12 protein-coding genes are annotated in these 13,467 nt (G+C 47.1%); 9 read left to right on the top strand and 3 right to left on the bottom strand.

What is annotated here, in order from left to right; translation table 11 throughout:
- The first annotated feature begins 134 nt into the window (after positions 1 to 134).
- A complete protein-coding gene (locus LRL21_RS13655; RefSeq protein WP_240416327.1) occupies positions 135 to 1,553 on the top strand; it encodes an RtcB family protein in 1,419 nt (472 codons plus the stop codon).
- A 106-nt stretch (positions 1,554 to 1,659) separates the two neighbouring features.
- Here the strand turns inward: LRL21_RS13655 and LRL21_RS13650 are convergent, their stop codons facing one another.
- Positions 1,660 to 2,469: a WYL domain-containing protein gene (locus LRL21_RS13650; protein ID WP_338044619.1), complete on the bottom strand. Its 810-nt coding sequence runs from the start codon at positions 2,467 to 2,469 to the stop codon at positions 1,660 to 1,662.
- Positions 2,450 to 3,769: a helix-turn-helix transcriptional regulator gene (locus tag LRL21_RS13645; RefSeq protein WP_240416326.1), complete on the bottom strand. Its 1,320-nt coding sequence runs from the start codon at positions 3,767 to 3,769 to the stop codon at positions 2,450 to 2,452. The genes LRL21_RS13650 and LRL21_RS13645 overlap by 20 nt, the downstream gene beginning before the upstream one ends.
- A gap of 302 nt (positions 3,770 to 4,071) precedes the next feature.
- Between LRL21_RS13645 and LRL21_RS13640 the strand changes: the two genes are divergently transcribed.
- From LRL21_RS13640 to LRL21_RS13610, 7 genes are all read left to right on the top strand, one after another.
- A complete protein-coding gene (locus LRL21_RS13640) occupies positions 4,072 to 4,263 on the top strand; it encodes a hypothetical protein (protein WP_240416325.1) in 192 nt (63 codons plus the stop codon).
- A gap of 136 nt (positions 4,264 to 4,399) precedes the next feature.
- Complete coding sequence (locus tag LRL21_RS13635; protein ID WP_240416324.1) at positions 4,400 to 5,512, top strand: slipin family protein; 1,113 nt, start codon at positions 4,400 to 4,402, stop codon at positions 5,510 to 5,512.
- 185 nt (positions 5,513 to 5,697) lie between these two features.
- Complete coding sequence (locus tag LRL21_RS13630; protein ID WP_240416323.1) at positions 5,698 to 6,390, top strand: MgtC/SapB family protein; 693 nt, start codon at positions 5,698 to 5,700, stop codon at positions 6,388 to 6,390.
- Positions 6,391 to 6,776: 386 nt separating this feature from the next.
- The gene (locus LRL21_RS13625) at positions 6,777 to 7,538 is read left to right on the top strand and encodes an SDR family NAD(P)-dependent oxidoreductase (RefSeq protein WP_240416322.1); all 762 of its coding nucleotides are present in this window, start codon (positions 6,777 to 6,779) and stop codon (positions 7,536 to 7,538) included.
- A gap of 132 nt (positions 7,539 to 7,670) precedes the next feature.
- Positions 7,671 to 8,327 (top strand): GntR family transcriptional regulator, encoded by a 657-nt coding sequence (locus LRL21_RS13620; protein WP_240416321.1) that lies wholly within the window; start codon positions 7,671 to 7,673, stop codon positions 8,325 to 8,327.
- Between the two features lie 82 nt (positions 8,328 to 8,409).
- Complete coding sequence (locus tag LRL21_RS13615) at positions 8,410 to 9,465, top strand: alcohol dehydrogenase catalytic domain-containing protein (RefSeq protein WP_240416453.1); 1,056 nt, start codon at positions 8,410 to 8,412, stop codon at positions 9,463 to 9,465.
- A gap of 358 nt (positions 9,466 to 9,823) precedes the next feature.
- Positions 9,824 to 10,837 (top strand): SDR family oxidoreductase, encoded by a 1,014-nt coding sequence (locus LRL21_RS13610; protein ID WP_240416320.1) that lies wholly within the window; start codon positions 9,824 to 9,826, stop codon positions 10,835 to 10,837.
- A 76-nt stretch (positions 10,838 to 10,913) separates the two neighbouring features.
- On the opposite strand, the gene LRL21_RS13605 is transcribed toward LRL21_RS13610, so the two are convergent.
- Positions 10,914 to 11,798: a LysR family transcriptional regulator gene (locus LRL21_RS13605; protein ID WP_240416319.1), complete on the bottom strand. Its 885-nt coding sequence runs from the start codon at positions 11,796 to 11,798 to the stop codon at positions 10,914 to 10,916.
- A gap of 294 nt (positions 11,799 to 12,092) precedes the next feature.
- Here LRL21_RS13605 and LRL21_RS13600 point away from each other — a divergent pair, with 294 nt between their 5' ends.
- Positions 12,093 to 13,427, top strand: a complete 1,335-nt coding sequence (locus LRL21_RS13600; RefSeq protein WP_240416318.1) for an LLM class flavin-dependent oxidoreductase — start codon at positions 12,093 to 12,095, stop codon at positions 13,425 to 13,427.
- Positions 13,428 to 13,467: the final 40 nt, after the last annotated feature.

The raw sequence follows: 13,467 nt of genomic DNA, 5'->3' as shown, positions 1-13,467 counted from the left end.
AGGTTGTCATCGGTGAATTATTCCCATGTCGTCATACTTTCACCATGTTCGTTCCAGCTAAAACAAGCGATGATAGATTCACAAGGCAAGCATCATGAACCTGAGGCATACGGAAGACAGAGGAGGCATTAGCAATGGATCATAAAATCATCGCACATGGCAATAATCACTACGAGGTTGAGCTGGGACATGGGAATCTGCATGTTTATGCGAACCCGGAAATTTTCCAATCGTTCGAATCGAGAGTCTACGAAATGGCCGATAACAATTTGAGAATTCCAAGAAACGTCTATATGGGCTATACGCCTGATGCACATGTGGGTGTTGGGACCTGCATCGGAACGACAGCCGTGTGGAATATGAAGGATGGTATCGTATCTCCGTCAATTGTTGGTGTCGATATCGGCTGCGGCATGCGGGTGCATACGACGTCACTGCGTCGCAGCGATATTCAGGATAAAGCGGTTCGTAGAGCGCTGATCACAGCTATCGAGAAGTATGTACCAACGAACGAAAGAACCAATTCGCATTATGCCGATATCGATATCATGAATGTTGTACAGTATGGCTTGAAGGGATTGCCTGCATCCTATGTACCTAATGAGCGCTGGTTAACGCATGTGGAGGAGTCGGCTTTTCAGTACGATCATGCTTTCCTCGAACATCTGCCACCCAAAATTCGTAAAAACGCCCAAGGTCAATTAGGGTCACTTGGCAGCGGGAATCATTTTATTGAAATTCAGTATCTGGAAGTGGATGAAAAGCATCGGGAGCTTGCAGCGAAGTGGGGACTGTTCGATGGGCAGGTTGTGGTCATGATCCATTCCGGTTCCCGTGCATGGGGCGCTATGGTTGGGCGCGAGTATAACAAAGTGCTCAAGGAGTCCATGCGTCTTTGGGGTGTGAGCAATCCTGATCCCAATCTGATCTACGCGCCTATTGCGAGCCAGGAGGGACAAACCTATCTGAACTTAATGTATTCTTCATTGAACTTTGCTGTCAGCAACAGACATATGATTGCATTCGGGATACAGGAGGCTTTCAGGGAGGTATTCGGCTCTGGTATGGAGACGCCGGTGCTGTATGATCTGATGCATAACTATGCGCTTAAAGAATTTCATCGCGGTCAGTCTATGCTCGTTCACCGGAAAGGGGCAACGCGGGCGCTGCCACCCAAGCATTTTCTGAACACGCCAGCCTACAAAGAAACAGGTCATCCGGCCTTGATTCCGGGCTCAATGGGGACCTCGTCTTATATTATGGTTGGCAGAGAGGAAGGTTTGAAAAATTTTTATTCGATCTGCCACGGAGCGGGGAGAACCAGGTCACGGAGAGCTACCAAGGAAATGGTCACCGTGGATCAATTTGAGCAATCCTTGAAGGTTGGTTCTGAGGATGAGGTCATGGTGAACCATCGTTCCTTGGAGACGATTCTGGACGAATGTCCGCAAGCCTATAAGGATGTGGATCAAATCATTGATAGTGTCGTGGGTGCGTCACTGGCAGATGTGGTGGCCAAATGCAAGCCCATGGCTGCGATTAAAGGAATTTGAGAATGCTCCAGAAGTCATGTATCACTCAAGAAAAGCTAGAGTGGGTTTTCACCTGATCGACGCTGAATGAATCTCTGACCTGCTGGACGTAATTGTTAGCAGGCTTTTATTCTTGGTCCGCATAACGATCCAAAGCCTTCACAGTAGTTTCGTACATTCGCTGCTGGAGGACTGGATCACCGACGATGCGGACACGTTTGCCAAGAAAGCGAAGCTTGGACAGCATATAATCGGTCTCATTTTTGGCAAAGGTCACCTGAATCGTATACAGGTCGAGTTCGGCGTCATAATCGACCTCCTTTTCAAAGCAGGAAAAGGCATACAGGATGCGTGACAGCTCGCGGTTATATTCCCTCAGCACCTGAATGGAGGTGCTTGCTTGATGCTGCTCAAGAGCGGCGTGAATGTCTGCGCCATACTGCGCGACCTCATGATCAGGCAGAGCTTCTTCGGCTACAGCCAAGATTTTGTGCAGCCGTGTGCTCATCATGGTTTTGCGTCTCTGATGGTACCAGAGCAGATACCATTCCTTTTTGACCATAGAATATTCCAGCTTATAAGGAAACCCGAGTTCATCGAGTTTGGTCCGTCCGCCTTTCACTTGATAGCTGATGCAAATGCCTTGCTGATTCATAATCGCCCGACGCAAGGGGCGCAGGTACGCATGGTAAACCTGCCGCTCTGTGCTGCGGGCTTTTTCCATGAAAGCCTCTGTTAGGTCCATCATGCTCTCTGGCTCGAGGAGCTGCTGCAGCTTTTCAAGTGTTGCAGCCGTGAATGCTTCCTCCGCTGCGGGATGCTGGAGCATGGTTTTTAGCCAGCTGCGCTCATGGGAGGTGATCATGAAGGTGCCTGAATCCTCCAGGCGGGAAATAATCTGATAGTTAAAAATCTTTTCAAACAGATTCAGGTTCATAGTAAGACTGGATCTCCTTCCATTCGGCTATCAGCTCTTGCCGCAACCGCTTCGGCTCCAGAACCTCGCAACTGGAACCGAAACTCCGCAGCCACGGCTTGATCTCCTGCGTACCGTTGACGGTTATTTCATATATAAAAGATTCCTCGTTCTCTTCGCTAATGTGTCCCCACTGTCCTTGCAGCAGCACACGTTCCATGACGAAATTCGTCCGCAAATGAACCGGATTGAAAAATCGCACACGAACTGTAACCGGATGACCGGTATCGATTAACCAGCTGTTTTGAATTTTATGCTCCAGCTCTAGCTTTTTACTTTCATAAAATGCCTCGGTAACAGACTCGCCCTCGATAATCTGGGTCATTCCCTCGATTCGATATTTTCTGATACCATGCCGTGCATGATGAGACAGCAGGTACCAGCGTCCATATTGATGATCGTACACCACTTTTATGGGAAGCGTCAGCTCCTGATGGCCTTCCGCTTCGCGTTCGAACAAGGGGTTTGTATTTTGCGAAGCATAGCTTTGCGGGTTTTTCGGCGAAAAATACAAAAATTGCACTTTACGGCGGCTGCGGATCGCATCGAGCAGCACAAACAAATGTGCCTCATCCAAAATACGGGAGTAATAATGATATTTATACAGAAAAGGCTCCAATAGCAGCTTCTCCGACTGGCTGTACTGGAGACTCTTCTTCAGATTGTCTCGCAGCAGGTAGCCTTGCACGGAAGGAAGCTGAGTATTGGCCATAATATCTACAAAATCATACAGATCCAGCAGCTCATCCTGCGATAAATCCCGGACCAGGTCATGGTTAATGCGGTAACGATACGGGCGCGGTCCTGGTTCTTTGGCGATTACGCCAACTTCTTCGAGATATTTGAGATCGGAGCGGACTGTTTTTTCATCGGGCAAAGCAAGCTCGGTGGGCATTGCGCTGCAGCAGGCATCCAGCAGTTCCATGGCGGTCAGCGACTTCTTACGAAGGGTGGCCAACAGCAGAGAGATCCGCTTGGATTCGGTTTCTTTAAGCGATTTGGCGCGAAATAGAAACAGCAGCATCGGGTCTGTGGAATCCAAATAGCTGTAGCGGATCATATCGGCGAGTTCTTTACCCTGGTCCTCAGGCAGCTGGCGATAGATCGAGCCGACAATTTCTTTTAATCGTTTGATCGTTTTGTCAAAGGTATGAACAGAAATGCCAAGTCGATCGGCAAATTGCTGTCGACTGTATGCGCCGCCAGTCAGGACAAGCATACGTAAAAACTGGATTTCTTTATCGAAGCTTTCCTTGGCCATGTGAATACCTCAATTCTGATTGATCTCTTTCGTGCAGAAATACCGTTATGGAACCGCATTGTTATTGTAACAGCAGATGGTATTGAAGAAAATGGGAAGTTTGTAGCAAGTCGTAATACTTTCACCATGTTCCTGCACCTGAAAATGAGCCATGATAAGAGAGGTTGATGCACGGGTGACTTACCCAGGCAGGGATGTCGAGCATCCCGCAGTGCCCGCACACCTTGGGTGCAGGTATGCTGTAACGTTAATACCGGTGTCAATCTCCGATGTGTCAAGGGTTCGAATCCCTTATTGCCTGTATGGCAATTAGCTCAGTGGTAGAGCACTCGACTTTTAATCGAGCGATATTGAAAATGCTGAACAAGGCCTTGGACAGGAAGCTTCAGTGGGCACTTGTGCTCACACTGCAAGCAGGCTCTGTAGTCGGTGGATACCGAAGCGGGCGAATCGCCGATCAGACTGTGGATGAAGTTAAATGGCTTACGGGCTGAAGTTAAGCCGGTGGCGTTTCACCGAGGCTGCAGACTGAAAGCTGATGCAACCGATTCTTAAGCCAGACTCCGCTTTCGCTTCAGGAGGCTTCCTTATTAAAAGGCCAAACCCAAAGAAAGTTAAGGAGAATGTCCTATGTTTAAAAAAGTGTTCATTCAAACCGGTGAACGGGGCTTGCTGTTTCGCCAGGGCAATTACGTCAAGCATCTGCAGCCGGGAACGTATCGATTTGGTCCATTTTCCGAGGATTCCATTATCATCATGGATGTGGCAAAGCCTTTTTATGTGCCTAATAAGGATGTTCAACTGTTCATTCAGGATGAGCAGCTGTTTAAGGAGCTGACCGTCATTGACGTTCAGGATTATGAATATATGCTGCATTATGAGGATGGGAAGTTTGTCTCGCTGTTGACGGCTGGCTTGTATGTGTTCTGGAATGTGCTGAAGCGCCATACCTGTGTGCGTATCGATACCCGGGAGCCAGAGATGGATGCTGCGGTGGAGCGTTCGATTTTGCCGAAGCTGACCGGATATTACCAGACGATTGAAGTTGCAGGGCATGAGGCAGGCGTACTGTATTACAATCATGTGATGCAAAGGGAGCTGCGTCCCGGCAAGTATTACTTTTGGAAGGGTCCTGTTCACGTTGCAGGTAAAACATTGGACTTGCGGCAGCAGCAGCTGGATATGACCGGTCAGGAAATTATGACAGAGGATAAGGTTACACTTCGTCTGAACTTTGTTTGCCAGTATAAAATTGTAAACCCGCTGAAATCGCTTGAGATCAAATCGTTCGAGGAGCAGATTTATATATTGCTGCAGCTGATCTTGCGCGAATATGTGGGTACGCTTAAGCTGGATGACTTGTTGAAAATGAAGCAGGAAATCGCCATCTTCGTACTATCTGCTCTGAATCGGAGAAGTCAAGATTACGGGGTGCAGTTTCTGTCAGCAGGGCTGAAGGATATTATTTTGCCTGGAGATATCAAGGATATTCTCAATACGGTCCTGTTGGCTGAGAAGAAGGCGCAGGCTAATATTGTTACCCGTCGTGAAGAAACGGCCTCCACGCGCAGCCTGCTCAATACAGCCAAGCTGATGGATGAGAATCAGACGCTCTATCGTTTGAAGGAGCTGGAGTTTCTGGAAAAAATCTGTGAGAAAATCGGAACGATTTCACTCACGGGCGGCGGCAATTTACTGGAGCAGCTGAACTCCTTGCTCAGCATAAAGGAATCCAAGCATTAAACCACAAGACGAGAGATGGTCGTTTTGTGGTTTTTTATTGTCCAGCGAAATGAGTCATGCAGCCACTTATTCATCTAATTGCTGCTGACTATTCAATGTCAGGTTTTATTTGCTATAATAGAGCAATTCCGTCTGGCAGGCGATAATATTCACCAGAGCGGTGATCGTGATTAGAGGGTGGATGTATGATGGAAATTGGTTGGTTTGAGCTTGAAATTTTAATGAAGCTGGGCATATCGGCTATTTTGGGCATGGTTATTGGTGTCGAACGGGAGATTCGCAACAAGCCATTGGGCTTGAAAACCTCGTTGGTTATTTGCCTAAGCAGCTGCTTGTTAACGATTGTTTCTATTGAGTCAGCGAACAAATATGCGATAGCCGGACTTCACGTCATGGACCCGATGCGTTTGGCTGCTCAGGTTGTGAGCGGGATTGGTTTCCTGGGAGCCGGTGTTATTCTTCGAAAATCAAACGACGTCATCGTTGGCTTGACGACTGCAGCTATGATTTGGGGAGCCAGCGGCTTGGGGATAGCTGTAGGGGCCGGTTTTTATATTGAGGCCATATTTGGCATGCTGCTCATCCTGGCGAGCGTTGTGGCCGTTCCGTTTTTTATTAAAAAGATAGGGCCCAAAAATTTGACCTTAAAAGAGCTTCGTATCAAGCTTGTTGTACAGCATGAAGGTGACTTGACCAGTATTATCAAGCTGATTATCGCTAAGCACTATAAGATGAACAATATTCATATCAAAGAATTGAGCGCCGAGCAGCAGGAATTGAATTTTATTCTTCTTGTGGAAAAGAAATTTGCCTCGGAGGTTTATTATGAAATGAAAAGCTTGCCTTATATTGAAACGGTAGAGGTTGAAACGTTGTAAGCGACTGCCCCTTTTGCGATCCATGCAAAAGGGGTTTTTGCTGTGCTGTGCTGTCAGGCATGCTGATTGGAGCACAAGAGACCCTCTTGCCGAACGGAAGAGGGTCGTTTATAATTCAATTAAAGTAAACTGTTAACAGTTATCAAATAATGTTGCATTTACAAAAGCAGATTTTGTCGGCCGCTCCTTTGTTGCTTCTTTTCTATCAGGATATGCCGACCGCCTGCGTGGCCAATACCTCAAGAGAGGCCTTGATGATTCCATTCGTTGCTTTGAAGCCTAATTTGTAAGCGCATACTTTAGGGTTTGCCGATTAGGATGGAGTTCATGTCGGTGAGCCACTCGTTAAGAGACTGGATGCGGTAATCCCAAGGAGGACAGTGCCGATGATCACATGGAATTTTGAAAAGCAGGTTGTTGTCATTACGGGTGGGACAAGTGGTTTAGGATACGCTTTAACTGAATGCTTCATTCAAAGCGGAGCCAAGGTATACAGCTGTGGAATCAATGATGACAATCTGTTACAGGCCAGAGAAAAGCTGTCGCAGACCTACAAGCGCGACAGCTTCGATGTTTCTTCAGTTGACGTCAGAGACACGACCAGGCTGAAGGAATGGCTGCAGATGATTGAACGTGAGGCGCAGAGAATCGATGTACTGATCAATGCAGCCGGAGTATGCTCTGCAGTAGCGGCAGTCGATGTGGACAATGAGCTATGGGATCTAGTGATGGATGTCAATGTAAAAGGGACCTTTTTCGCCTGCCAGGCTGCCGCGGAGTATATGAAAAAGCGGGGTTATGGCCGTATTGTTAATGTCAGCTCGATCAGCGCGTATAACGGTGGAACGCTGGTCAGCCCGCCGTACGGAGCCTCCAAGGCTGGAGTAGTGGCTTTGACCAAGTCCTTTGCTGCTTTGTATTCCCGCTATGGAATTAGTGTGAATGCCGTTTCTCCCGGGCCGTTCAAGACCGATATGATTGCTGATTTTACTCAGCAGGGTGTGGCAGGCATGATTTCCAAAACACCGGATGGCCGACTCGGTGAAATAGCGGATGTGGTGCAAAGCATATTATTTTTAAGTGATGTATCAGCCAGTCACATTACTGGAGCTACATTGGATATCAACGGCGGCTTATACATGAGGTGATTAGATTGCCTAAGAACGGCTCGGTACTCCTCAGCAAGGAGTTGGCCCGAGTGTGGGAATAGATGAAGAGGCAGTCAACAAATATCGTTTCTGTTAAGCGATTAGCAACAGCTTTCCGTAGGAGTGAGTAACATGATGATTCATAAGGAAGCTTTATCGGAAAAGGTTGCCAGCTATTTGCGAACCCGAATATTGCTAGGTGAATATCCAAAGGGATTTCATCTTAGTGAAGCACAGTTATCGAAAGAGTTTTCTGTAAGCAGGGGGCCCATTCGAGAGGCGATCCACCTGCTTGAGAACGAAGGGTTGACTGAAACTCCCGGAAACGGCCGAACGTTGGTAAAGGGATATGGCAAGCAGGATGTAAAGGATTTATTTCAGCTTCGATGTATGCTGGAAGCTTTGGCGATTCGCAGCTTGATTAAACAGGGAAACCATCATGATTTATCCGTTGTGCAGAAAGTCCAGCAAGCAATGGAAGCAAGCACTTCCAAATCAGATACGATTCGACTGGATATCGAATATCATTATCAAATCGTGAAAGCCGCAAGCAACCGTACGCTGCTCAATATGTGGCTGATGATCAAAGGCTTGACGAGTGCTTTAATAGAAATGACGACGGGGACCTACGGGGATATCAGCTTTGTTGTGCATAGCCATGCGGAAATAACGAAATCGCTACTAGCGGGTAAGGCGGATGAGGCTATCCAGCTGCTGGAGAGCCATTTGGAGATAGGTCAACAAATGATTATCAGTTATTTGGAGAGTCAGTCCCGTGAGCCGGTCTAATATACGTTTAACCGATTTCAATTATTAACTACCCTACAAACTGGAGGAAATACAATTGGAGCAGACCCAAATTCCTGAGAAAATGAAAGCACTGGTCGTCTATGGAATAGGTGACTACAGGCTTGAAACGGTTGATGTGCCTACAGCGGGCGAAGGGGAGATTGTGATCAAGGTAGAGGCCTGCGGCATTTGTGCCAGCGATGTCAAAACCTTTCTCGGTGCACCCAAAATTTGGGGTGGTGACGGCAATCCGTCTTATATTCAAACCCCAGCAATACCAGGCCATGAATTTGTCGGCCATATCGTAAGTATGGGGCCAGGTGTAAAGGGTGATTTTCAAGTAGGAGATCGGGTCATTTCCGAGCAGATTGTGCCCTGCTGGGACTGCCGATATTGTAATACGGGCAAATACTGGATGTGCCAAAGGCACGACATTTATGGCTTTCAAACCCATGTCAATGGCGCCATGGCTGAATATATGAAATTTCCGAAGCAAGCGATCAATTATACGATTCCGAAGGAAATCCCGATTGAAAAAGCAGTCCTTATAGAGCCGTATGCCTGCTCCAAGCATTGCGTTGATCGGGCGAATATCGGTAATGAAGATATTGTGGTGCTGGCAGGAACAGGAACCCTGGGACTTGGCATGATCGGGGCAATTAAGCTGAGAAACCCCAAAAAGCTCGTTGTTCTCGATATGAAGGATGATCGATTGGAGCTGGCCAAAGCGTTTGGCGCTGATATCACGATCAATCCATCCAAAGAAAATGTAAAAGAAATAATCATGAGTATGACGGACGGTTATGGCTGTGATATTTATATTGAGGCTACAGGGCATCCGGCCAGCGTCAAGCAGGGACTGGAAATCGTGCGCAAGCTGGGAACCTTCGTAGAGTTTAGCGTGTTCAAGGATCTCGTAACAGTCGATTGGAGCATTATAGGGGATTCCAAGGAATTGAATATTTACGGCGCCCACTTAAGCCCTTATTGCTATGAGTCGGTTATTGAATGGATTGGCAATGGAAAGCTGCCTACGGACGGGGTGGTCACGCACAAGCTCAGTCTGGAGCAGTGGCGGGAAGGCTTTGAAATGATGGAGAAGGGCGATCCGTGCATAAAAGCAATTTTGATCCCTTAGGAGGAGCAAAGGCAGTTTGAAGATCGCTATTTAATTGAGGATATACCAAAAGCAGTCCCAGACCGAAATTCGGTAGAGGGGCTGCTTTTGGTATGATTTGTATATAAATTTGACATTGCAATCCTGTATAATAAAATAGGTTTAGCACTCTTTTACTTCAAGTGGACCTGCATATGTTATTATTATTTTGAACGTCATACACATTGCAGCTTCTTAAGGAAGCTCGGTAAACGCTTACGATGCAAGCTTCCTAAAGGAAGCTTAAGCAATGCTTACGAAGCAAGCTTCCTTTAGGAAGCTTAGGCAAATGCTTACGATGCAAGCTTCCTAAAGGAAGCTTTAAGGAGGGAAAACGAACATGAAGGTTTTGTTTATTGGAGGTACGGGATTAATCAGCCAGGCCGTTTCGAAGCTGACCGTGGAAAAAGGTTTCGATTTATATCTGTTAAACCGCGGGCAGCGGAATGATTTTGTCCCGGAAGGTGCTCATGTGATCAAGGCAGATATTCGGGATGCAGCAGCCACGGCGGAGGCGTTAAAGCCATTTGAGTTTGATGTTGTTGTAGACTGGATTGCGTTTACTCCCGAGCATGTTCAAGTTGATGTAGAGCTGTTCAAAGGAAAAACATCCCAATACATATTTATCAGCTCGGCCTCGGCTTATCAGAAGCCTGCCACCCAGTACCTGGTGACGGAATCGACACCGCTTGCCAATCCATTCTGGCAGTATTCTCGGGATAAAATTGCTTGTGAGGAATTGCTGATGAATGCATATCGCAATGAGAGTTTCCCGATGACAATTGTACGTCCGTCTTATACATATGGAGATACGATGATTCCGTCCGCATTGAACAGCTGGAGCCACCCATGGTCTCTCGTGGACCGGATGCGCAAAGGCAAAAAAATCGTCGTACACGGAGATGGAACATCTCTTTGGACGATGACGCATAACACGGATTTTGCCAAAGGCTTTGTTGGATTATTAGGCAATCCTAAAGCAATCGGACATGCCTTCCATATTACCTCCGACGAGGTGCTGGATTGGAATCAAATCACTAGAGCCATCGGGGCAGCAGCAGGAGTTAAGCCGGATATTGCGAATATTTCCTCTGAATTTATAACGGCATTCTCGCCTGATAGTGTCGGTGGTCTGCTGGGTGATAAAGCAGTAAGCAGTGTATTTGATAACAGTAAAATCAAACGGTTCGTTCCTGGTTTTGTGGCAACGGTTCCTTTTCATGAGGGGATCAAACGGACGGTAGAATGGTTCGAAGGACACCCGGAGAAATGCACCGTGGACACAGCCTGGAATGAACTGATGGATCGGATTGTCGAGGCCCACGAGGCAGGACGGCAGCGAGCCAACAGCTAGTCATCGGCTTGAAATTTTGCATACCAAGAATGCAGTCGGTCTCCCAGAGAGACAGGCTGCATTTTTGGTTTACTGCCTAAACCGCCAACAGCCCCACCTTCAGCGCATCGAGCAGCTTCTCAACAGCAGAGCTGAATAACGACCCCTCCTGCTTTTTCAAAATGCCCGTTACCAGTCCTGAGTCCAGATCCTGAATGTTCTTGAGTACGGTTCCAGCAGGCGGGGGAAGAACGGTAATCAGCGGTACGACGGCGACCCCGAAATTAGCCTGCACATAATACTTGAGCGCGGCCATATTCCCTATCTCCATCCCAGTGTAAGGACTGCCACCCTTTTCGAGCAAGCAGCTTTCCAGCTTTTTGCGATAGGGGCAGACGGAGGTCGTGATTAACAAGGTTTCATTTTGAAGATCGTGAAGATAGATATGTTCCTTACCGGCGAGGCTGTGATTTTCGGGTATGAGCAGTCCAAGCTCCTCTATGAACAAAGGCTCGAAGGTGCTGCTAAGACCGCTTTCGGGAGTTGTGCAAATAGCCAAATCGATTTCATCATCAGCGAGCATCTGGCTCAGAACCGTGGTGTTCCCGATCTGGATGCTGATCTGTACCTTGGGATACTGCTGCAGGAACGGACCCAATATTTGCGGGAGCCGATAGCTGGCTGTTGGCTCCATGGCGCCGAAACGGATCACACCGGTCTCACCCTTAATAAACTCGTTCATCGTATTACTCAGAAAAGCATAATCCTTGAGCAGCAAATCCGATTTTTCATGAAACAACCGCCCGGCTTCTGTCAATCGAAGCTTTTTACCACGTTCCAGCAGCTTGACGCCAAGATCCATCTCCAGTTTTTGAATATGCATAGTGATTGTGGATTGGCCATACTGCAGTTCATCCGCTGCTCGTTGAAAGCTGCCCAGCTTGACAATGGTTTGAAATGTTTTAATGGTACGCAAGTCCATGTCGGGTTTCTCCTTTACGGATACTTCAAAATTAGTGAATGAACAGTTCTTTTTTTTCAATTGTACAAAATCATAATTGTTCTGTATATATATCTAAAGAATATATTTAATTAAACCAACAGGAATACTTTAATATCAACTTAGGCTTTATCGTAGTTCATAAAAAGTGAATAAAAGCATCAGATATTTCGATTTTACAATAAAAAGAGGATGAGGTATGATTTGTATAAATTAATAGTAATTCAATCGGAATAGTTATTATTTAAATGCAAAACAAAATTGGGAGGTATTCAAATGACGAAACACAAGAAATTAAAGCTGGGTGCAATGATTCATGGAGTTGGAGGTGGATGGGCGGATTGGCGGCATCCCGATGCGCTTTCGGACGCCAGTGTAAATTTCGGCTTTTATAAGGAGCAGGCACAGATTGCTGAGGCAGGTAAATTCGATTTTGCCTTTATTGCGGATAGTGTATCAATTAATGAAAAATCAAGTCCGCATTATATCAATCGTTTTGAACCGTTGACGATTTTGTCCGCTTTGGCGGCAGTCACAGATCATATCGGGCTGGTTGCCACATTAACCGCAAGCTACAGTGAGCCATTCACGGTAGCCAGACAGTTCGCCTCTCTGGATCATATCAGCCATGGAAGGGCAGGTTGGAATGTCGTCACCTCCTGGCTGTCGGGAAGTGCGGATAATTACAGTAAAACCGAGCATCCTTCTCATGAAACACGCTATCGGCTGGCCAAAGAGCATTTGGAGGTTGTACAGGGCTTGTGGGATTCGTGGGAGGATGACGCGTTCGTTCGCAATAAAGAAACCGGCGAATTTTTCGATAAAAGCAAGCTGCACACCCTCAATCACAAGGGAGAGTTTTTCTCTGTAAAGGGTCCGCTCAATATTGCCCGCTCGAAGCAGGGACAACCGGTTATTTTCCAGGCGGGAACGTCTGATGACGGAAGAAACTTTGCTGCCCAAAAGGCGGATGCCATTTTTGCAGGACACGAAAATATTGAAGAAGCCAAGGCATACTACAAGGATTTGAAACGTAGAGTCGTTGCTTTTGGACGGTCTGCGGATGATGTTTCGATTTTACCGGGGATCGGTCCTATTGTCGGTCGCACGGAGGAAGAGGCGGAACGCAAATTCCAGCAGAAGCTGAATCTTGTTAACATCGAAGATGCGATAATTTCACTGGGACGACCCTTTAACGATCACGATTTCTCGGTATATCCGCTGGATGAGCCGTTTCCGGATTTGGGCGACTTGGGCAACAACAGCCAGCAGGGCGGCTCGCAAAAAATTAAACGAATTGCCAAAGAAGGAAATTTGACGCTGCGTCAGGTTGCGCTCAGGCTGGCAACGCCAAGATCGACCTTTGTCGGGACGCCTGAAAAGGTAGCGGATACGATCCAGCAGTGGATTGAGGAGGAAGCATCTGACGGTTTCATTGTCAGCTCGGCTATTCCCAGCGGCTTGAAGGATTTTGTAGAGCTGGTCGTGCCGATTTTGCAGGAACGTGGATTGTACCGCTCTGAATATGATCAGGACACGCTGCGCGGGAATTTGGGACTTGAGGTTCCGGTTAACCGCAATACGAAGGCCAAAGCCGGCATATCGGTTTAACTTGTTGCTGCTCATAAAGTCAATCCAACCTGGAGGTTAT

The organism is Paenibacillus periandrae, from assembly GCF_022458865.1.
GTDB lineage: Bacteria > Bacillota > Bacilli > Paenibacillales > NBRC-103111 > Paenibacillus_S > Paenibacillus_S periandrae.
The sequence above is the reverse complement of the archived record's forward strand: the minus strand, read 5'-3'. Positions and strand labels throughout refer to the sequence as shown.